This window comes from Streptomyces sp. G45 (assembly GCF_049542095.1).
Lineage (GTDB): Bacteria > Actinomycetota > Actinomycetes > Streptomycetales > Streptomycetaceae > Streptomyces.
Genome location: NZ_JBMUZU010000001.1, coordinates 5,735,170 through 5,753,604, shown reverse-complemented (window position 1 = coordinate 5,753,604; position 18,435 = coordinate 5,735,170). Strand labels below are relative to the sequence as shown.

19 protein-coding genes and 2 pseudogenes are annotated in these 18,435 nt (G+C 73.5%); 3 read left to right on the top strand and 18 right to left on the bottom strand.

All coding sequences use genetic code 11. The features are described from left to right. Nucleotides 1–15 precede the first annotated feature (15 nt). The 13 genes and pseudogenes from ACOBQU_RS24270 to ACOBQU_RS24210 all read right to left on the bottom strand — a co-directional run bounded on the left by ACOBQU_RS24270 (nt 16) and on the right by ACOBQU_RS24210 (nt 10,955). Nucleotides 16–1,086, bottom strand: a complete 1,071-nt coding sequence (locus tag ACOBQU_RS24270) for a 2-aminoethylphosphonate ABC transporter substrate-binding protein (RefSeq protein WP_423629485.1) — start codon at nt 1,084–1,086, stop codon at nt 16–18. Between the two features lie 67 nt (nt 1,087–1,153). Continuing rightward, nucleotides 1,154–1,951 carry an ABC transporter permease gene (locus ACOBQU_RS24265; RefSeq protein ID WP_423629483.1) on the bottom strand — a complete coding sequence of 266 codons (798 nt, stop codon included), beginning with the start codon at nt 1,949–1,951 and terminating at the stop codon, nt 1,154–1,156. Then, nucleotides 1,938–2,858 (bottom strand): 2-aminoethylphosphonate ABC transporter permease subunit, encoded by a 921-nt coding sequence (locus ACOBQU_RS24260; RefSeq protein ID WP_423629481.1) that lies wholly within the window; start codon nt 2,856–2,858, stop codon nt 1,938–1,940. Before ACOBQU_RS24260 ends, ACOBQU_RS24265 begins: the two co-directional genes overlap by 14 nt. After that, nucleotides 2,851–3,903, bottom strand: a complete 1,053-nt coding sequence (locus ACOBQU_RS24255) for an ABC transporter ATP-binding protein (RefSeq protein ID WP_423629479.1) — start codon at nt 3,901–3,903, stop codon at nt 2,851–2,853. The genes ACOBQU_RS24260 and ACOBQU_RS24255 overlap by 8 nt, the downstream gene beginning before the upstream one ends. Next, the gene (locus ACOBQU_RS24250; RefSeq protein ID WP_423629478.1) at nt 3,900–4,607 is read right to left on the bottom strand and encodes a phosphonatase-like hydrolase; all 708 of its coding nucleotides are present in this window, start codon (nt 4,605–4,607) and stop codon (nt 3,900–3,902) included. The genes ACOBQU_RS24255 and ACOBQU_RS24250 overlap by 4 nt, the downstream gene beginning before the upstream one ends. Next, nucleotides 4,601–5,722 (bottom strand): TIGR03364 family FAD-dependent oxidoreductase, encoded by a 1,122-nt coding sequence (locus ACOBQU_RS24245; RefSeq protein ID WP_423629476.1) that lies wholly within the window; start codon nt 5,720–5,722, stop codon nt 4,601–4,603. Before ACOBQU_RS24245 ends, ACOBQU_RS24250 begins: the two co-directional genes overlap by 7 nt. A 460-nt stretch (nt 5,723–6,182) precedes the next feature. Continuing rightward, nucleotides 6,183–6,989, bottom strand: coding sequence for a GntR family transcriptional regulator (locus ACOBQU_RS24240; RefSeq protein WP_423629474.1), 807 nt, complete (start codon nt 6,987–6,989; stop codon nt 6,183–6,185). A gap of 83 nt (nt 6,990–7,072) precedes the next feature. Then, nucleotides 7,073–7,813, bottom strand: a complete 741-nt coding sequence (locus ACOBQU_RS24235) for a hypothetical protein (RefSeq protein WP_423629472.1) — start codon at nt 7,811–7,813, stop codon at nt 7,073–7,075. A gap of 121 nt (nt 7,814–7,934) precedes the next feature. Next, a pseudogene (locus ACOBQU_RS24230) lies at nt 7,935–8,213 on the bottom strand (hypothetical protein); the annotation flags it as partial. A 159-nt stretch (nt 8,214–8,372) separates the two neighbouring features. Then, the gene (locus ACOBQU_RS24225; protein WP_423629470.1) at nt 8,373–8,837 is read right to left on the bottom strand and encodes a hypothetical protein; all 465 of its coding nucleotides are present in this window, start codon (nt 8,835–8,837) and stop codon (nt 8,373–8,375) included. Beyond that, the gene (locus ACOBQU_RS24220) at nt 8,830–9,039 is read right to left on the bottom strand and encodes a hypothetical protein (protein WP_423629468.1); all 210 of its coding nucleotides are present in this window, start codon (nt 9,037–9,039) and stop codon (nt 8,830–8,832) included. The genes ACOBQU_RS24225 and ACOBQU_RS24220 overlap by 8 nt, the downstream gene beginning before the upstream one ends. After that, complete coding sequence (locus ACOBQU_RS24215; RefSeq protein WP_423629466.1) at nt 9,036–9,533, bottom strand: hypothetical protein; 498 nt, start codon at nt 9,531–9,533, stop codon at nt 9,036–9,038. Before ACOBQU_RS24215 ends, ACOBQU_RS24220 begins: the two co-directional genes overlap by 4 nt. A gap of 168 nt (nt 9,534–9,701) precedes the next feature. After that, entirely contained in the window at nt 9,702–10,955 is a 1,254-nt protein-coding gene (locus ACOBQU_RS24210) for a helix-turn-helix domain-containing protein (protein WP_423629464.1), read from the bottom strand. Between the two features lie 163 nt (nt 10,956–11,118). On the opposite strand from ACOBQU_RS24210, the pseudogene ACOBQU_RS24205 reads away from it, so the two are divergent. Further along, nucleotides 11,119–11,559, top strand: a pseudogene (locus ACOBQU_RS24205) (GNAT family N-acetyltransferase); the annotation flags it as partial. 93 nt (nt 11,560–11,652) lie between these two features. Here ACOBQU_RS24205 and ACOBQU_RS24200 read toward each other — a convergent pair. The 3 genes from ACOBQU_RS24200 to ACOBQU_RS24190 all read right to left on the bottom strand — a co-directional run bounded on the left by ACOBQU_RS24200 (nt 11,653) and on the right by ACOBQU_RS24190 (nt 13,647). Further along, entirely contained in the window at nt 11,653–11,985 is a 333-nt protein-coding gene (locus ACOBQU_RS24200; RefSeq protein ID WP_423635037.1) for a hypothetical protein, read from the bottom strand. 11 nt (nt 11,986–11,996) lie between these two features. Further along, nucleotides 11,997–12,203: a hypothetical protein gene (locus ACOBQU_RS24195; RefSeq protein ID WP_423635035.1), complete on the bottom strand. Its 207-nt coding sequence runs from the start codon at nt 12,201–12,203 to the stop codon at nt 11,997–11,999. A gap of 361 nt (nt 12,204–12,564) precedes the next feature. Further along, nucleotides 12,565–13,647, bottom strand: a complete 1,083-nt coding sequence (locus ACOBQU_RS24190; RefSeq protein WP_423629462.1) for an ROK family transcriptional regulator — start codon at nt 13,645–13,647, stop codon at nt 12,565–12,567. Nucleotides 13,648–13,703: 56 nt separating this feature from the next. Between ACOBQU_RS24190 and ACOBQU_RS24185 the strand changes: the two genes are divergently transcribed. After that, a complete protein-coding gene (locus ACOBQU_RS24185; protein ID WP_423629460.1) occupies nt 13,704–14,792 on the top strand; it encodes a Gfo/Idh/MocA family oxidoreductase in 1,089 nt (362 codons plus the stop codon). Beyond that, complete coding sequence (locus ACOBQU_RS24180) at nt 14,789–15,274, top strand: heme-degrading domain-containing protein (RefSeq protein ID WP_423629458.1); 486 nt, start codon at nt 14,789–14,791, stop codon at nt 15,272–15,274. The genes ACOBQU_RS24185 and ACOBQU_RS24180 overlap by 4 nt, the downstream gene beginning before the upstream one ends. Before the next feature lie 38 nt (nt 15,275–15,312). Here the strand turns inward: ACOBQU_RS24180 and ACOBQU_RS24175 are convergent, their stop codons facing one another. Both ACOBQU_RS24175 and ACOBQU_RS24170 read right to left on the bottom strand, forming a co-directional pair. Beyond that, on the bottom strand, nt 15,313–17,142 hold the full coding sequence (locus ACOBQU_RS24175; protein WP_423629456.1) for a choice-of-anchor A family protein: 1,830 nt from the start codon (nt 17,140–17,142) through the stop codon (nt 15,313–15,315). Nucleotides 17,143–17,441: 299 nt separating this feature from the next. Next, nucleotides 17,442–18,299 (bottom strand): fumarylacetoacetate hydrolase family protein, encoded by an 858-nt coding sequence (locus tag ACOBQU_RS24170; RefSeq protein ID WP_423629454.1) that lies wholly within the window; start codon nt 18,297–18,299, stop codon nt 17,442–17,444. Nucleotides 18,300–18,435 lie beyond the last annotated feature (136 nt).

Here is an 18,435-nt window from a genome sequence, read left to right as displayed (position 1 = left end):
CTGGCTGGGGGCGCGTCAGCTGCCGGTGGCGGACTTCCAGTCGTCGACGTAGTCCGTGAGGTTCTCGGAGATGTCGGCCCAGTCGGGTTCGAAGACCTCGACACCGTCGATGATCTTGTCGAGGGCGATGGCGTTGGCGTCGGTGGCCTTGATGTCCTTGCGGGCCGCGAAGCCGCCGCCGACGGCGCTGACCTGCTTCTGGGCCTGCTGGCTGAGCAGGTAGTCGAGGAACTTCTTGGCGTTGGCGCTGTGGGGGGCCTTGTCGACCAGGCCCGCCGCGTACGGCAGGGCGAAGGTGGTGGGCTTCTTGCCCTGCTTCGCGGGGAACCAGATGCCGAGGTTCGGCATGGACTTGGACTGGGCGTAGTTCATCTGGACGTCGCCGTTGGCGACGAGGAGTTCGCCCTTGTCGACCTTGGGGGCGAGCTTGCCTGTGGAGGCGGACGGGCCGACGTTGTTGGACTGGAGCCTGCCCAGGTACTTCATGGCGGGCTCCTTGCCGCCGAAGTCGTGCATGGCCTTGATGAGCACGGCCGTGCCGTCGCCCGCGACGCCGGGCGTGGAGTACTGGAGCTTGTTCTTGTACGCGCTGCCGGTCAGCTCGTCCCAGGTCTTGGGGGCCTTGGCGCCCTTCAGCTCCTTCTTGTTGTAGATGAAGCCGAAGTAGTTGTTGACGACGGCCGTCCACTTGCCGTCGGACGCCTTGTTGGCGCCGTCGACCTGCTCGGAGCCCTTGGGCTCGTAGGCGGCGAGCAGGCCCTTCTCGTCGGCCTGCTGGATGAACGGCGGCAGCGTGATCAGCACGTCGGCCTGGGTGTTGGACTTCTCGCGGACGGCGCGCTGCACCATCTCGCCGGAGCCGCCCTCGACGTACTTGACCTTGATGCCGGTCTTGTCCTCGAAGTCCTTGAAGACCTTGTCGTACCAGCCGTCGCCGTTCTCGCCCTTGAGGCCGTCGGCGCTGTAGACGGTGACGACCTTCGCGTCGGACGCGGCGGAGTCGCCGCCGCAGGCGGTCAGGGCGGTGGCGAGCAGGGCACAGCCGCCGAGGGCGGCGAGCGTGCGGACGGGGGTGAGGGTGCGCATGACGTGTCGTACTCCTTGACGAGTCGTACGGGATACGGGGATACGGGGATACGGGAGTGGAGGCTGATCAGCGGTAGGAGGCGCGGGTGCGGATGCGGGAGACCGCGAAGAGGACGAGCAGGGTCGCCCCCATGAGGACCACGGCGAGCGCGGCGCCGGTGAAGGCGGCGCCCCGGTCGGTGGCCGCGTAGATCCGCACCGGCAGCGGCGTCCAGTCCGGCGGGTAGAGCATCATCGTGGCGCTCAGCTCGCCCATGGACAGGGCGAAGCACAGGCCCGCGGCGGCCGTCAGGGACGGAAGCAGCAGCGGCAGCTTGACCCGCCACAGGACGTACGCGGGCCGCGCGCCCAGGGACGCCGCGGCCTGCTCGTACGCCGGGTCGAGACGCACGATGGCGGCCGAAACCGACTGGTAGGCGAACGCCGTGACAAGAATGGCGTGCGCGAGGACGACGATCGTGGACGTGCCGTTGAGGATCACCGGCGGCTTGCTGAACGCGACGAGCACGGCGAGCCCCACCACCACGGACGGCACGGCGACCGGCAGCATGAACAGCGCGTCGAGCACCCGCCTGCCGCCCTTGCGCAGCCGGGCCGCGGCGAGCGCCGCCCAGGTGCCCGCGGCGAGCGCGGCGAGGCTCGCGCCGAGCGCCGTGAGCAGGCTGGTGGTCAGGGCGTCCAGGGACTCGCCGCGGGTGGCGGCGCTGTAGTGCTCGCCGGTGAAGTCGGAGGGGAAGGCGCCGGACCAGTGGCCCGCGAAGGACGCCATCACGATCACCAGCAGCGGCAGCGCGAAGACCGGCAGGAAGAGGACGAAGAACACCGCCCACAGGGTCCACTTGCCCTTGCGGCTATGCACCAACACGACGGCTCACCACCCGGTACAGGCCGTACAGGCCCACGGAGATCGCGATGTTGACGACGGCGACGACGCAGGCCGCCGGGTAGTCGGATTCGAGCATGGCCTTGCCGTAGACGAGCGTCGGCAGCGTGGTGACGCCCTTGGCGCCGGTGAACAGCACGATGCCGAACTCGTTCAGGCACATGACCAGGACGAGGCTGCCGCCCGCGGCGAGCGCGGGCAGCGCCTCCGGCAGGATCACCCGCCGCACGATCCGCGCGGGCCGGGCGCCCAGGCTGGACGCCACCTCCAGCTGCGCGGTGTCGAGCTGCGAGAACGCGGCGAGCAGCGGCCGCATCACGAACGGCGTGAAGTACGTGATCTCGGCGAGCAGCACGCCCCACGGCGTGGTCAGGAACTGGAACGGCCCGTCGGCGGCCCCGGTCGCGTCCGTCCACACCCCGTTGGCCATGCCCTTGGTGCCGTAGATGAACAGCAGCGCCAGGGTGATCAGGAAGGACGGGAAGGAGAGGAAGACGTCGATGAACTTGGCGACGGCCTTCCCGCCGGGGAACGGCACGAACGCGATGACCAGCGCGAGCACGAACCCGAGCACCAGGCATCCGACGGTCGCCCCCACCGCCAGCCACACTGTGTTCCCGAGCGCGTCCCGGAAGGCCTCCGAGGCGAACACGTCGGAATACGGCTGCAGCGAGGTCCCCCCGGTGTCGGGCTGCACGGACTGCTTGACGACGAGGGCGAGGGGGTAGAGGAACACGAGCGCGAGCAGTACGACCGGCGGCAACGCCCAGACGAAGCCCGGCAGTTGCCGTACCCGCCGCGGGCCGTTCTCCCGCACGGCGGGTCCCGGCCCGGCGAGAGCCGTCGACGCCGGGCCCTCCTTGGCCAGGGGCTCCGCGGGGCTACTCACCGCTCACCCCTGCGGCGAGCAGCACGGCGTCCTCGGGGGCGAAGTGCAGCGTGACCTGCTCCCCCAGCGCCGGGGGCGTCCGCAGTTCCCGGACGTCCGCCTTCACCGCGTGCCCCTCCACCTCCACGTACAGGCGGTGCGTGGCCCCCCGCCACTGCACCTCCGACACGGCGCCGGTGAGCGCGTTGGGCCCGGGGCCGAGCCCCACCAGGTGCGGTCGTACGCAGAGCGTGGCCGTGACCCCGGCCGCCACGCCGTCGGTGGGGACCTTCAGCTCGGCCCCGCCGAAGGTCACGGAGCCCGCGCCCACGGAGACCGGCAGCAGGTTGGCGTTGCCGACGAAGGAGGCCGTGAACTCCGTGCGCGGCCTGCGGTACAGGTCCTGCGGGGTGCCCACGTCCCGCAGCCGCGCCTTGTCCATGACGGCGATCCGGTCGGCCAGCGTCAGCGCCTCGACCTGGTCGTGGGTGACGTACAGGATGGAAACGTCGGGCAACTCGCGGTGCAGCCGGGCGAGTTCGGCGAGCATCCCGGAGCGCAGCTGCGCGTCGAGCGCGGACAGCGGCTCGTCCAGGAGGAGCACGCCGGGCCGGATGGCAAGCGCGCGGGCGATGGCGACGCGCTGCTGCTGCCCGCCGGACAGCTCGCGCGGATAGCGCCTGGCGTAGGCGGCCATGCCGACCATCTCCAGGGCCTCGGTGACCCGCTCGGCGATGCCCGCCCGGGGGGCCTTCTGTGCCTTGAGGCCGAAGGCCACGTTGTCCGCGACGCGCATGTGCGGGAACAGCGCGTACTGCTGGACGACCATGCCGATGCCCCGCCGGTGCGGCGGCAGCGCGGTGACGTCGCGGTCGCCGATGAAGACCCGCCCCGACGCGGGCCGCACGAACCCGGCGACGGCCCGCAGCGCGGTGGTCTTGCCACTTCCGGACGGCCCGAGCAGCGCCATGACCTCGCCGGGCTCGACGGTCAGGTCGAGGGAGTCGAGGACGACGTTGCCGCCGTAGGCGACCGAGACGGAGTCGAACCGGATGCCGCTGCTCATGACCCGAAGTCCCGGATGAGCGCGGGCAGTTCGGCGACGGACGGCAGCACGTGCGTGGCCCCGGCCTCCCGCAGCGCCGCCTGGTCGTGGGCGCCGGTGAGGACGCCCGCGACGATCCCGGCCCCGGCGCGGGTGCCGCTGCGCATGTCGTACGCGGTGTCCCCGGCGACGGCGATCTCGCGTACGGAGTCGGCGGCGGCGGTGCGCAGGAACGCGGCGAGCACCATGTCGGGGTAGGGGCGCCCGCGCCCGCCCGCGTCGGCGGGGCACAGGGTGAGGTCGGCGAGGTCGCGCCAGCCGAGGGCGTCGAGGATGGCGTCCTGGGTGACGCGGGCGAAGCCGGTGGTGAGGACCACGGTGAGCCCGGCGGCGCGGAGCTGTTCGATGGCTTCGCGGGCGCCGTCGAGGGGTGCGACGAGGCCGCCGTCGACCAGCTCCCCGTACGCCTTCTCGAAGGCGGTGTTGGCGCGCTGGGCGAGGGCCTCGTCGCCGAACAGGTGCCGGAAGACGGAGATCTTGGACTCGCCCATGGTGGCGCGGACGTAGTCGAGCTTGGCGGCGTGGTCGGCGGAGCCCGGCTCGACGCCCAGCTCCTCGGCGGCCACGGCGAAGGCCCGCTCGACCAGGCCGCCGTCGGCGACGGTGGTCCCGGCCATGTCGAGCACGGCGAGCCTGATGTCGTTCGTGGTCAACTTCTTCACCATCCCAGCTCGTCGGCGGTCTTCTCGGCGATCGCGGGCGAGCACGTCATGCCGCGCCCGCCGGGCCCGGTGACGAGCCACACGCCGTCGCGCACCTGCTCGCGGTGGACGACCCGGCTGGTGTCGACGCACTGCGCGTACACCCCGGCCCAGCGGCGCCGGACCTTCGGCAGCGGGCGGCCGAGGAAGCCCTCGACGACCTCGGTGAGGTGGTCGTAGGGGTCCTCGACGGTGTCGAAGGCGAAGGGGTGCTCGTACTCGTGGGTGTCGCCGATGGTCAGGCCGCCGTCGGCGCGCTGCACCATGAGCAGCTGCATCTTGTGGGCGGCCGCGGTCGGGGTCTGCGGCTGCCCGGCGTTGAGGGCGTCCAGGGCGTCGGACCGGTACGCCGGGTAGTAGCGGAAGCTGTCGGCGTCGGCGACGGACGTGGTGAGCGGCTCGCCGAGCGGGTCGGTCTGCATCATCTGGAGCCGCACGCGGCGCACCGGCAGCTCCGGGGCCAGCTCGCGGACGAGCCCGCCGAGCCAGGCGCCGGTGCACAGCACGACGGCGTCGCCGGTGTGCACGTCGCCGTGGTCGTCGCGGACCGCGCCGGGCCCGACGACGTCACGGACCTCACGGCCGGGCAGGAAGGTGTAGCGCGGCGACGCCAACAGGGCCTCGCGGAGCTGGAGTTGCGCGGTGCGCGGCTCGACGGCCGCGTCGCGCTCGCACCACAGGGCGGCGGTGAACTCGCCGCGCAGCGCCGGGTTGACGGCGCGGGCCTCGTCGGCGGTGAGCAGCTTGTAGCCACGGGCGGCGGCGTCCGGGCGGGCGAGCGCGGCCTCGGCGACCTGGCGCTCGCGCTCGTTCCGTACGAGGGTCAGCGAGCCGATGGCGCGGAAGCCCAGGCCCGGGACGCGGGCGCCGATCTCCTCCCACAGCTCGCGTGCGCGCAGGGCGGTGTCCAGCTCCTCGCCGCCCGCGCGACCGCTGACCCATATCTGCCCGAAGTTGCGCAGCGACGCGCCCCGGGCCTCGCTCTCGCGCTCGATCTGTACGACCTCGTGGCCGCGTTCCACTGCGTGCCAGGCGTGCATGGTGCCCACCACGCCTGCTCCTACGACGATGACTCTCACGACGGCAACGCTCCTTTCGACGGGTGTCCCGGCGGGGGCCGGTTGGCAACCAAAGGGTGAACTGCCGCGCAAGCTTGGACTAGACCCGTTATCTTCTCGTGACCTAAAGGGGGTGTGTGGCGTCCGAGAGAGGTCGATTTCACCTGAGGTATGCCCTCACCTGAGTTACAGGGTGTCACCCGGGATGGGGGTCTTCGCCCGAGATGCGGGGTGTCGCCTGGGGTGGGCGCTCTTACCCGGGGTGGGCGCTGTCACCCGAGATATAGGTTGTCACCCGAGATACGGGCTGGCACCCGAGGTAGGCGCCCTCACCGGCGATACAGGCTGTGACCCGAGATAGGCACCCTCACCCGAGATGCAGGCTGTCACCCGAGAAAGGTGCCGTCACCCGCGATACGAGCTGCCACCCGAGAAAGGCACCCTCACCCGCGATACAGGCTGCCACCCAAGAAAGGCACCCTCACCCGAGATGCGGGCCCTCACCGAGATGCGTAGTGAACGAGAAGCGGTCCCCGCGGTACAGGGTCCGCACCCGCTCCAGGGGCCGCCCGGCGGTGTCCCGCGACGCGCGGTGGATCAGCAGCATCGGCAGCGCGGGCGGCGTGCCGATGAGCAGCGCCTCGCGGGGCGTGGCGAGCACGGTCTCGATGCGCTCGTCCGCGTCGCCGAACGCGATGCCCAGTTCGTCGCGCAGATAGCCGTAGAAGGACGAGTCGGGGTCGAAGTCCGCGCCGAGCTGGGGCACCCGCGCCACGGACACGTACGTGCTCTCCAGGCCCACCCGCTCGTCGTCGGCGAGCAGGACGCGCTCCATGTGCCAGACGGGGTCGCCCTGTTCGGCGCCGATGTCGGCGGCGAGGGCGGGCGGGCAGGGGAAACGGTCGAGGGAGATCAGGTTCCGGCCCGGGGTGCGGCCCTGTCTGCGGACACCCTCGGTGTAGCTGGCCAGGGACAGCGGCTGCTCCAGCTTGGGCCCGGCGACGACGGTGCCGCGCCCCTGTCGGCGCAGCCTGCCTTCGAGCAGCAGCTCGCGCAGCGCCTGCCGCACGGTCTCGCGCGCGACCTCGTACCGCTCGGCGAGGTCCCGCTCCGTCGGCAGCGTCCGGCCGACCCCCAACTCCTCGATCAGCTCGGCGATCCGCGCCTTCACGGCGTAGTACTTGGGGATCCGCCCGTGCTCCGGGATGCCGGAGCGGATGGGGGCGCCGGGGGCCTGGTCGCGCAGGTGCGCGGGCGGGGCGGCGGCGGGGTTGTCCTGGTAGTCCACGGGGGGATGGTCGCACGGCTGGGTGACGGTACCGGGGGCGAGGCGGCGCGACCGGCGGCTCGGGGGGGGCCGCCCGTCGGTCCTCAGCTCCCGGTCGCCCCGAGCCGCCGCGCGCCCGCGACCAGAGCCCCGCCGCCGAGGACGAGGGCCAGGGCGGCGGCCCCGAGCCCCAGGGCGTGTCCGGTGCCGAGGACGCGCCCCGGCCCCGTCATCGCCAGTTCGCCGGGCGCGGCCCAGGGACGGCCGCCGTCAGCGCGAATGTCGAACGAGTAGTCACCGGACTCCCCCACCCAGTCGCCGTCGTCCCCCCGGCGCTGTACGACGGCGGCGCTGGCCACGACGCGGTCGGGCGCGGTGCCGTCCCGGAACGCGAGCCGCACCCGCACCGTCACCGTCTCCCCGGGCCCGGCCGTGAACCCGCCGAACCCGTCGTCGAACACCCCCACGTGCTCGGCCCGCGCGGTCCGCTCGAACCGCACCGGCCGCCACCGCGCCCCGTCGTGGAACTCCATCCGGATCTGCCCCGACCTCAACTCCCCTCTGTCGTCCACGAGTACGACGACGGGGTGGATGCTCCGGCACACGCCCCGCGTGGCGTTGCTCAGCCGCACGGTCCAACTCCGGTACCCCCCACCGGGGTGGTAGACGGCGGGCCCCTCGCGGATGCGGGCGTCGAGGGGGAAGTCGCTGCGGACCGGGGCGGCGCAGACGGGCTGGCGGGCCTGGCTGGGGGCGTGGGCGAGGGCGGGGGCCCCGGCCAGGGCGGGTACGAGGAGGGCGGCCGCGGCGGCGGTGCCCGCGGCCGCGCGGGGGCTGAGTCGCATGCGGAACCTTCGGCTGAACGCGTGGCGGGGCGCGGTGCCCCACGCCCCGGGTCCCTTCCCTCCCCCGGCCACCCCCACCGCCCCAGGGACCCGACCGGCCGCCAAACGCCCCCCTATCGGGGTAACCCCGTGTCGGGTCGTCGACATGCTTGTGGATCTGCGCGACCCAGCACAGGGCGACGAACCGCCCCTTCTGCTCACGCGTCAGCTTGGACGTGCTGCCACCACTGACTTCGATGAAGTCCGCGACCTGTGTGAACACCGCGGTGGCCGCGTCGCGCTCCCATGCGGGAGTCTCTTCCCACGGGGTGATGTACCCGGGCTTGGGCTCTCCGGGGAAGTACTTCCTGACCCCGGAGATCCATGCCTCTCGGAAGATTCGCCCGCTCTCGCTCTGCAAGACAGCTCCCCTACTGGCTAGGACTGGTTGGGACCCATCAGCGGGCTTCGATGACGTGCGAGGGCATACCCGAGTGCTGGGCCGTCGCGGAGGGGGGCACCGCAACGGGACGGCCCGGCACACCCAGGGTGCGGGCTGGCGGCGGGGAGCTTGATCGCCTCACTCGGGGTGTGGGGCGCGTGCCGGGCACGGGCGGGCGTGGAGGTAGCTGAAGACGGGCGCGCTCACGCCGTTCCAGAGGTGTGGGCGTACCTGCTCGCCGGGCCCGACGGCGGCCCGGCAGTGCGCGCACGTCAGTGCTGGCTTCCCGGCTCGCTCCCGCGCGGCCAGGTGCTCGGCGCCCAGGGCTTGGCCGTGGTCGCAGGGGCGCAGGGGGCAGTGCGGGCAGGTGATGCCGTGCTCGTGCCAGTCGAGGTACGAGGCCAGGGCCCGGCCCTGGACCTCGTAACACGCCGGGCAGGAGCGCGGGTGCCAGTCCCCGGTGCCGCCGAGGTCCATGCCAGCGTCGCCGCCGTCCAGGACACGGGGGCACCAGACGCACACGGCACCGGCCCGCTGCTCGGCGGTCAGGGCGCAGCCCGGGGGCACGATGAATATGCGCAGGGCCTCGGTCACGTCACGCATCGCCGCCTCCTTCGGTACTGCGGCTGGCGCGGCGGACGCGCAGGGCGGTGTTCTGGGCGGCGCGGGCCGCGCGCCGCAGGACGGCGCCGGTACGGCAGCCCTGCGGGCTCTGGCCGCACTCGGGGCAGACCTTGAGGTGGGCCATGAGGGTGTCGTACGCGCGCTGGGCGCGGTCCTCCAGCGCGGCCAGGTCGGCGGTCACCTCCTGGTCACCACCTTCATCACCTCGTACGCGGCGAGGTAGGCGGCGTGCAGGGCGTCGGGGTCGGTGAGGACCAGGGGCGCGGCGGGGGCGACGATCCAGGTGCGGGCGCGGGTGGTGAGCGGGGCGATGACGGCCGGGTCCGGGGCCGCGACGAAGTCCCCGGGACCGAGGGCCGAGGTCTGCGGCGCCTGCCAGGACCGCGCGGCCCCCGCGGGGACGAAGACCTCGACGTGGGTGGCGGTGTGCAGCACCGGCCCGAGCGGAGAGCCGTCGGCACGCAGGCGGTGGATGGTGCGCCAGCCGACGCGCTGACGGATGCGGACCACGTCCCAGGCGCGGCCCACGGGAACGGTCGCCAACTCGGCGCGGTCCCACGCGGCGAGCGCCCCGCGGACGTCGGCCCGCGCTTCGGTGAGCCAGCTCACGGCACACGTGGTCCTCGCGTTCTCGACCAACCGGCGGGCGGCCGGGGCGCCTTGACCCTGTCTCATGTCGCGTACCTCCGCGGGTTCCGTGTTCGCTGCGTCACCGAACGTAAGCGGGTGTACGGCGGTGGAACAGGCACGTTCCGTGGCCGTCGCGACGCGAGGCTCGCGACAACGGACACGGAACGTGCCCCCCTCAGCCCCCTCAGCCCCCTCAGCCCCCCCTCAGCCCCCTCAGCCCTCGGGCCCGAAGAACGCGGCCAGGTCTCGCTGCTTCGCCGTCAGGCGGCGGCGCTTGCTCTTGCCCAGGGCGTCGTAGAACGTCTCCCGCGCCATCCGCTGGTGCCGAAGCCATTCCGGTGTCTCGTCCCACAGCGACCACAGGATGCTCGTCGCCTCGTCCGGGTGCCGCAGCATGACGTGGGCCTGTGCGACGTCGAGCAGGTGGCGGCGCATGAACAGCCGCCCCTTCGCACCCGTCGGAGCGGGCATCCTGTCCGACAGCCCCAGGACGCGGTCCGGCCTCTGCGCGACCAGGTGGTTCTCGATCCCCTGGAACGCGACGGTCCGCCAGTCGAACCGTCCCCAGGACGACATCGCGACCGCCTGGCCCGTGCCGAGCGCGGCACCCGCCGTGCGGCCGAGCCGCAGGATCTCACGGGCTTCCCGGGGCCGGTTGTTGCGCGCCGCCGCCGCACTGCCGTGGACCAGCAGCTTGCCCCAGGCGCCGAGCGCGTGCCGGGTGGCCCGGGAGATCCGCGGTTCGATGGCGTCCGCTGTGGTGACGCTGACCTGCTCAGCCTCGTCAAGGCGGCCCTGCCGCATCAGGAGCCAGCCCTGCTGGTAGACCGCCGCGGCCACGCCCTGGAGGTCGTTGACCCGGGTGGCATCCTCGATGGCGTCGCGCAGCGCGATGTGAGCGAGGTCGTACGCGCGGACCTGCGTCAGATAGCGGCCAGCCATCTGCAGCACGTCGGAGCGGATGCGCAGGGCGTCCTGGAGTTCGGGACCGTTGTCGTAGTGCCGCACGGCGGCGTGAGCCGCGTGCACCAGGCTGGGCAGCAGCTCGGCGACTTCCCCGTACCGGTCCTGGTGGTAGGCGCTGCCGAGTTCCCGGGCTGTCGCCCCCAGGCGGGGGATGTCCGGCTCCGTGGCCACCGCCTCCGGCCCGCTGAGGCGCCCCGAGAAGGTGACCGGCGGCGCGACGGCCTGGCGCAGCGGCATCAGGTCGATGTTGTCGTCGTCGGACCGGGTGCGGGAATGGGGTCCGGAGGACCCGAACAGCGCCGAGGTACGGACGTTCAGGGCGCGGGCGAGAGCGTGATAGGCGTCAACCCGAGCGGTGCCGCCCCGTTCGAGCTTCTTCACGACTCCCAGGCTCAGGTTGGCTCGTTCGGCGAGGCGTTCCTGGGTCAGGCCGCGGCGGCGGCGCAGTTCACGCAGCAGGGCGCCGGGGTGCCCAGGCGCAGGCGTAGCCGGATCGGGCATACGGATGCTCCGTTCTCAAGGTCGCACCTAGAACGGTACGCCGGACGGCTCCCGCACACGCGGGGTCCGTCACGCTGTTGACCCAGCCCGCACCATCTGCGCGTTGGAGCCCGACCCCCGCACCACGCTGGTCCTCTACCGCGCCCGCGACGTCATCACTAGGGTGCCGCGGTGGTGCACGAGAGGCGCGCGAGGCGCGGGCGCTGCGCGAGACCCTTGCGCTGCCCCCCTACGAAAACGGAGCGCGGGCGTGGAGATCAGAACGGCGACGGGGGCGGACGCTGAGGTCATCTCTGTGATCCTCGGGGAGATCGAGGAGTACTACGGCGGTGAACCGGTGCCTGGCGACTTGGGGCAGATTCGGGCCGCGCTGTTCGGCGAGCGGCCGGTGGCGACCGTGCTCCTGGCCCGCGAAGAGGGTACGGTGCTCGGCTTCGCCTCGTACTCCCGGCTGTGGCCAGCGGCCGGGGCGACCGCCAGCCTGTACCTGAAGGAGTTGTACGTCAGGGAGCCAGCGCGGCGCCGGGGCGTAGCTCGCGCGCTGATGGCCGCGCTTGGGGAAGAAGCGGAGGCGGTCGGGTGCTCTCGGGTGGCCAGCGTTCGATGCCGTACAGCGGGTGCCGCCAGTCGAACGACAACGGGGCAGCAGGCTTCCGAGCGCTGGCAGCGGCGGCTCGGACCCGCCGACGCGCGCTCGTCACCGCTCCTCCTCGTCGACGTCCACGATCCGCCACCCCAGTTGAACCAGGGCCCGCGGCGTCAACCCCAGGGCCTCGCCCGCGTAGCGGGCTTCCTGCGCCTGCCACGCCGATCGGAACCCCCCGCGAGGACGTGTTCGGTCCAGGCCGGCCTTGTCCTTCTCCACGGCGGGTTTGAGGGCGGCGTGCGCCTGGCGCTGCGTGTCCTGCGCCTCGGCGCGGCGGGCCCGCGTCTTCAGGAACGCTTCAACGGTCGGGCGCGCGGCTTCGGGGATCTTGTCGAGCGGGGGGACCTGTGCGTGGTGGTGGTCGGAACGCGGGTGGGGGGCCATGGGGGGCTCCCTCAGAGGGGCTTGGTGGCGTTGCAGGTGGTGCAGGTGAAGGTGATCGGGTCGCCGGTGCGGATGCTGTTGCCGTGGGGCGTGCTCTCCGTGATCTGCGGGTTGGAGCAGCCGGGGCGGTGGTCCACGGTGGCGTCGGGGTCGCGGCCGTCACTGAGGGCGTCGAGGTGCCCGGCCTCGTCGGCGGCCACGATGTCCTCGGGGGGCATACCGCAGTGAGGCGGCGCGGGGTGTGGTCGGGGCGGACTGCCCGGACGAGTTCGCAGGTGCCTTCGGGGCACTGGACGAGGTCCCTCTTGTCGCCCTTGACGGTGGTGGTGCCGACGCGGCGGGTGATCCGTTCCTTCCGGCAGGCCGGGGGCATGTGGGGTCCTCTCGTTCAGGCGGCTTCGCGGCAGGGGCCGCAGAGGGGGAGCCGTCGAGGTTCCACTGCGGTCGACGGCAGCGGGCGCATGGGGTCTCGGGACGGTCACCAGAGAGAGGGCGAGGCTCGGGGCGCCGGTGAGGGCAGGGGCAGGGGCGGCAGTCCCTGGTTCGGGGAGGGGCGGGTCCGGGGCGCCCCCGCCAGGGCTAGCGGCCGAAGACCGGGGCCAGGATCAGCTGCGCGGCGCCCTCCGCCACCCCCCGCTCGCCGCCAGGCGCCAGCGCCACCCCCGCCGCCGCCCGGGCACCCTCCCGCCGGGCCCGCGCGGCGACCACGGCGCCCACCCCCCGTACGAAGAGGTCCGGCGCCGCGGCGACCGTGCGCCCGCCGAGCAGGACGAGGTCGATGTCGAGCAGCGAGACGAGGTTCCCGGCGCCGACGCCGAGGACGCGGGCCGCCTCGCCCAGGTCGCCGGAGGCGACGGCGGCCAGGCACAGGGCCTCCAGGCACCCCCGGTCGCCGCAGGCGCAGGGCGGCCCGTCGAGCCGTACGACCTGGTGGCCGAACTCGCCCGCGCCCGTGCGGGCCCCCCGGTGGAGGCCGCCCCCGAGGACGAGCCCCGCGCCGAGGCCGGTGCCCAGGTGGAGGTAGGCGAACGACTCGGCGGCGCCGCCGAGGGCGAGGCCGAGCGCGGCGGCGTTGGTGTCCTTGTCGACGGCGACGGGCAGGCCGCCGAGCCGCGCGGCGAGCGCGTCCCGCAGGGGGTAGCCGTCCCAGGAGGGGAAGCCGGTCACCCGGTGCAGCACACCGGTGGCGTGGTCGAGGGGCCCCGGCAGCGCCACCCCCACGCCCAGCACCCCGCCGGACGCGGCGGCGGCCAGCGCCCCGGCCGCCTCCGCCCCGGCCGCCACGACCGCGTCGGCGCCCGCGCCGAAGTCGAGCGGAGCCCGGCGCTCGGCGACCACGCCCCCGGCGAGGTCCACCAGGACCGCGAGCAGCGCGTCCCGGTCCAGGTGCAGGCCCACCGCGAACCCGGCCCCGGGCACCAGCCTGAGGGCGGCGGCGGGCTTGCCCCCGGTGGAGGCGCGCCGCCCCGCGTCGGCCACCAGGCCCTCGTCCCGCAGCCGGGCGGTGATCTTGCTGACGGCCTGCGGGGTGAGCCCGGTCCGCTCGGCGAGTTCGAGCCTGCTGACCCCCTCCCGGCCCGCGCCGCGCAGGAGGTCGAGCACCACGGCGGCGTTGTGCCCGCGCAGCGCCCGGAGGTTCACACCGGAGTTAGACCTGTTCACTCCCCCATTGTCCGCCCCGCTTGCACTTACGCAACAGCGTTGCCAAAGTGGAAGGCATGGACGTCAAGACTGAAGGCACCCAGGACCTGCGCGTCGGCCTCGTGGGCTACGGCCTCGCGGGCTCCGTCTTCCACGCCCCGCTGATCGCCGCCACGCCGGGCCTCGCGCTCGACACGGTGGTCACGTCGAGCGCCGACCGCCAGCGCGAGGCCCGGGAGGCGTACGGGGCGCGGGCGGCCGCGTCGGCCGACGAGCTGTGGGACCGCGCGGACGAGCTGGACCTCGTCGTGGTCGCCTCCCCGAACCGCACCCACGTGCCGCTCGCGACCGCCGCCCTCAAGGCGGGCCTGCCGGTCGTCGTGGACAAGCCGCTCGCGGGCACCGCCGCCGAGGCCCGGGAGCTGGCCGCCCTCGCCGACGAGCGCGGGCTGCTCCTGTCCGTCTTCCAGAACCGCCGCTGGGACGCCGACTTCCTGACGCTGCGGTCCCTGCTGGCCGACGGCGAGCTGGGCGACGTGTGGCGCTTCGAGTCGCGCTTCGAGCGGTGGCGCCCGCAGCCCAAGGGCGGCTGGCGCGAGTCCGGCGACCCCGAGGAGATCGGCGGGCTCCTGTACGACCTGGGGAGCCACGTCGTCGACCAGGCCCTGGTCCTGTTCGGCCCGGTGACGCGGGTGTACGCGGAGGCCGACGTGCGCCGTCCGGGCGCGGCGGCCGACGACGACACGTTCCTCGCGCTCACCCACGCGAGCGGCGTCCGCTCCCACCTGTACGTGAGCGCCACCACCGCCCAGCTCGGCCCGCGCTTCCGCGTCCTCGGCTCGCGGGCGGGCTATGTGAAGTACGGCCTCGACCCGCAGGAGGCCGCCCTGCGCGAGGGCAGGCGCCCCACCGACGAGGGCGCGGCCTGGGGCGAGGAGCCCGAGTGCGCCTGGGGCCGCGTCGGCTCCGGCGAGTCCCCGCTGACCGGCGGCGGCCGCCCCCACCGGACCCTGCCGGGCGACTACCCGGCGTACTACGCGGCCGTGACCGCCGCCCTGCGCGGCGAGGGCCCCAACCCGGTCACCGCGCACGAGGCCGCCGCCGCCCTGGACGTCCTCGAAGCCGCGCGCCGCTCGGCCCGCGACGGCGTGGCGGTGACCCTGTGACCGAGCGCGCCGACGCCCCCGCCGCCCCGACGATCGCCGAACTGGAGGAGCAGGAGCGCCGCCTGACGCTGCCCCGGTTCACGTACGACGACGCGTGGGCGCTCGGCTGCCTGCTCGTGGAGCTGGCGCGCGAGCGCGGGGCGCCGGTCGCGATCGACATCCGGCGCGGCGGCCAGCAGCTCTTCCACGCCGCGCTGCCCGGCTCTACCCCCGACAACGACGCCTGGCTGGACCGCAAGCGCCGCGTCGTCGAGCGGTACGGCTGCTCGTCGTACCTGGTGGGGAGCCGGTTCCGGGCCAAGGGCACGACGTTCGAGGCCTCCTCGCGACTCGACCCCGACCGGTACGCCGCGCACGGCGGCGCGTTCCCGGTCAGGGTCGAGGGCGTGGGCGTCATCGGCACGGTGGCCGTCTCGGGCCTCCCCCAGGTCGCGGATCACGCGCTGGTGGTGGCGGCCCTCGAACGGTTCACCTCGGCCTGACGCTCCGTCACCGCGAGGTGACTACAGCCGGGTCACTGTCACTCGTAGTGGCCCTCGCTGCGCCGCCGCATCCGGATCACGAACGTGGCACCGGTGCCGAGCAGCGCGGCCGCGATCGCCCCGACGATCGCGAGCTCGCCCGCCGAGGCACCGGTGTTCGCCATGTGCCCGCCGTCCGTCTTGGACGGGGACGGGTGCGGATGCGTCGGCGTGTCCGACGGGGACGGGGACGGTCCGTCGCTGTCGGAGGGAGACGGGGACGGGCCGTCACTGTCCGACGGGGACGGGGAGGGGCCATCGCTGTCGGAGGGGGAGGGTGACGGGCCGTCACTGTCCGACGGGGACGGCGACGGGGACGGGCCATCGCTGTCCGACGGGGACGGGGAGGGACCGTCGCTGTCCGAAGGAGACGGGGACGGCGACGGACCATCGCTGTCGGACGGGGACGGCGACGGCGACGGACCATCGCTGTCGGACGGGGACGGCGACGGCGACGGACCATCACTGTCGGACGGAGACGGGCTCGGCGACGGGCCGTCACTGTCCGAGGGAGACGGCGACGGCGACGGACCATCGCTGTCGGACGGAGACGGGGACGGCGACGGACCATCGCTGTCCGACGGGGACGGCGACGGCGAGGGACCGTCACTGTCCGACGGAGACGGGCTCGGCGACGGGCCGTCACTGTCCGAGGGAGACGGCGACGGCGACGGACCGTCACTGTCCGACGGAGACGGGCTCGGCGACGGACCGTCACTGTCCGACGGAGACGGCGACGGCGACGGGCCATCGCTGTCCGACGGAGACGGGCTCGGCGACGGTGACGTGGACGGGCTCGGCGACGGCGACGGCGTGGTGCACGTCGGCAGGTCCCCGTTGAACGGATACGCGTGGAACTCCTGGCCGCCGCCCGCCTCCGAGGTGTGCGTCAGCTCGCCGACGGTGAAGAACCGCCCGTTCATGCCGGGCAGCGTCACCGTCGTGGCGCTCGCGGCCGAGCCGACGAGCACGCTGCCCTGGAACTGCCCGCTGCCCCCGAAGTTCACCGTGGTCGCGTCGGGGAAGTTCCACAGCAGCCGCTCGCGCAGGCCGTCGGGCAGCGTGCCCATGTAGGTGCGGATGGTGCGGGCGTCACCGGTGAGGTTGACCAGCACGGTGGCGTTGGAGGGGATGCCCTGGAAGACGATGCCCTGGTCCCCGCCGGTGCGGCTGACCAGGTCGAAGTCGACGTTGAAGACCTGCAGCTCGGAGGTGCCGTCACCGGTGAAGAGGGTCTCGCTGCCGTTGTTCACCGCCGTGCCCGTGGCCTCGCGGGGCGCGCCGTTGTCGTACGCGTAGCACTGGCTGGCCGCGGTGAGCTGGGCGGGGAGCTGGGCGTACTTGTCGGTGGCGCCCGGCTCCTGGACCGCCGGAGGGGCGACCGTGCCGCTGGCGGTGCCCTCGTAGACGACGCGGCCGGAGACGCTGCCCTCCTCGGCGAGCAGCCGCTGGCCGTCGGCGATGGTGAGGTTGCCGCCGGTGGTGAGGAAGTCCGAGCCGTTGGGCGGCGGCACGCGGGAGCCGACGCCCGCGACGCCCACGTTGTAGATCTGCGAGGCCCCGGCCCGCTTGTTCATGTCGAAGTCGCCGAGCACGACGACCTTGCCCTCGGCCTCGGCGGCCGCGGCCCGCACGAACATGTCCCGGCCCACGAACACGTTGATGTTCTCGTCGCGGCCCGCGACGGGGCCGTTGTTGACCTCGGGGTAGGTGTCCGGGCAGGCGGAGCCCAGGCAGGGGCCGAGCCCGCCGGGCAGGGGGTCGGCGACGCCCTGCCCGGCCAGACCGCCGACGACCGCCGCCGCGGCCACGGTGACGGCCGCCGCCAAATACGCTGAACTTTTTCTTCGCATACTCGGAAATATGCGCAATTCGGATAAAAGTGATGGGAGACACGCTCAGGGCTTCCCCCATTGGCCCGACAGGAGCGGGCGGCCCGCCGGACGGCGTTACGCCGTCAGGAGCGCGCGGCCCACCCGATGGCGACACGCCGTCAGGAGCGCGCGGCCCACCCGATGGCGATACACCGTCAGGAGCGGGCGGCCCACCCGATGGCGATACACCGTCAGGAGCGCGCGGCCACCGGATGGCGATACGCCGTCAGGAGCGCGCGGCCCGCTCGACGGCGTCACGCCGACGCGAGCTGCTGGCGCTGGCGTCCGAGCCCGTCGATCTCCAGCTCCACGACGTCACCCGGCCGCAGGAACGGCTTGGGGTCCGGCTGCCCCAGCGCCACCCCGGCGGGCGTGCCCGTGTTGATCACGTCGCCGGGGTACAGCGTCATGAACTGGCTGACGTAGCGCACCACTTCCGCGACCGGGAAGATCTGCCGGGCCGTGCTGCCGTCCTGCCTCAGCTCGCCGTTGACCCACAGGCGCAGGGACAGGGCCTGCGGGTCCGGCACCTCGTCCGCCGTCACCAGCCAGGGGCCGAGCGGGTTGAAGGTCTCGCAGTTCTTGCCCTTGTCCCAGGTGCCGCCGCGCTCGATCTGGAACGCGCGCTCGGACACGTCGTGCGCCACCGCGTAGCCCGCGATGTGCGCGAGGGCCTCCTCGGGCGTGTCCAGATAGCGTGCCGTGCGGCCGATGACGACCGCCAGCTCGACCTCCCAGTCCGTCTTGACCGAGCCGCGCGGCACCAGCACGGTGTCGTTCGGCCCGACCACGGTGTCCGCGGCCTTGAGGAAGATCACGGGCTCGGCGGGCGGCTCGGCCCCGGTCTCAGCCGCGTGGTCGTGGTAGTTCAGACCGATGCACACGACCTTGCCGACGCGGCCGACCGGCGGCCCGATCCGCAGCCCGGCCCGGTCGAGCGCGGGCAGGTCGCCGCGCTCGGCGGCCTCGCGCACGCGGGTGAGCGCGGCGTCGTCGGCGAGCAGGGCTCCGTCGACGTCCCCGACGACGCCGGACAGGTCGCGCAGGGTGCCCCCGGCATCGAGCAGCGCGGGGCGCTCGGCGCCCGCCGTACCGACTCGCAGCAGCTTCACGGTCTGTCTCCCTCTGGTCGAGCACGATCGCGGTGATCGGCGGAGCCCGGCCGATGGGGTGCGGCCATCGGAGTTCGGCTGATCCTCCAAGGTCGCCGTCCGCCCCGCAAGACCCCGTTCACGTACTGGACTCGGG

Bases quoted from the DNA above. Each gene is read 5' to 3' on its own strand.
- ACOBQU_RS24200 (WP_423635037.1), bottom strand. From the start codon at position 11,985: ATGGCCCCCCACCCGCGTTCCGACCACCACCACGCACAGGTCCCCCCG.
- ACOBQU_RS24225 (WP_423629470.1), bottom strand. From the start codon at position 8,837: ATGCGTGACGTGACCGAGGCCCTGCGCATATTCATCGTGCCCCCGGGC.
- ACOBQU_RS24255 (WP_423629479.1), bottom strand. From the start codon at position 3,903: ATGAGCAGCGGCATCCGGTTCGACTCCGTCTCGGTCGCCTACGGCGGC.
- ACOBQU_RS24270 (WP_423629485.1), bottom strand. From the start codon at position 1,086: ATGCGCACCCTCACCCCCGTCCGCACGCTCGCCGCCCTCGGCGGCTGT.
- ACOBQU_RS24215 (WP_423629466.1), bottom strand. From the start codon at position 9,533: ATGAGACAGGGTCAAGGCGCCCCGGCCGCCCGCCGGTTGGTCGAGAAC.
- ACOBQU_RS24195 (WP_423635035.1), bottom strand. From the start codon at position 12,203: ATGCCCCCCGAGGACATCGTGGCCGCCGACGAGGCCGGGCACCTCGAC.
- ACOBQU_RS24185 (WP_423629460.1), top strand. From the start codon at position 13,704: ATGGACGTCAAGACTGAAGGCACCCAGGACCTGCGCGTCGGCCTCGTG.
- ACOBQU_RS24210 (WP_423629464.1), bottom strand. From the start codon at position 10,955: ATGCCCGATCCGGCTACGCCTGCGCCTGGGCACCCCGGCGCCCTGCTG.
- ACOBQU_RS24235 (WP_423629472.1), bottom strand. From the start codon at position 7,813: ATGCGACTCAGCCCCCGCGCGGCCGCGGGCACCGCCGCCGCGGCCGCC.
- ACOBQU_RS24250 (WP_423629478.1), bottom strand. From the start codon at position 4,607: ATGGTGAAGAAGTTGACCACGAACGACATCAGGCTCGCCGTGCTCGAC.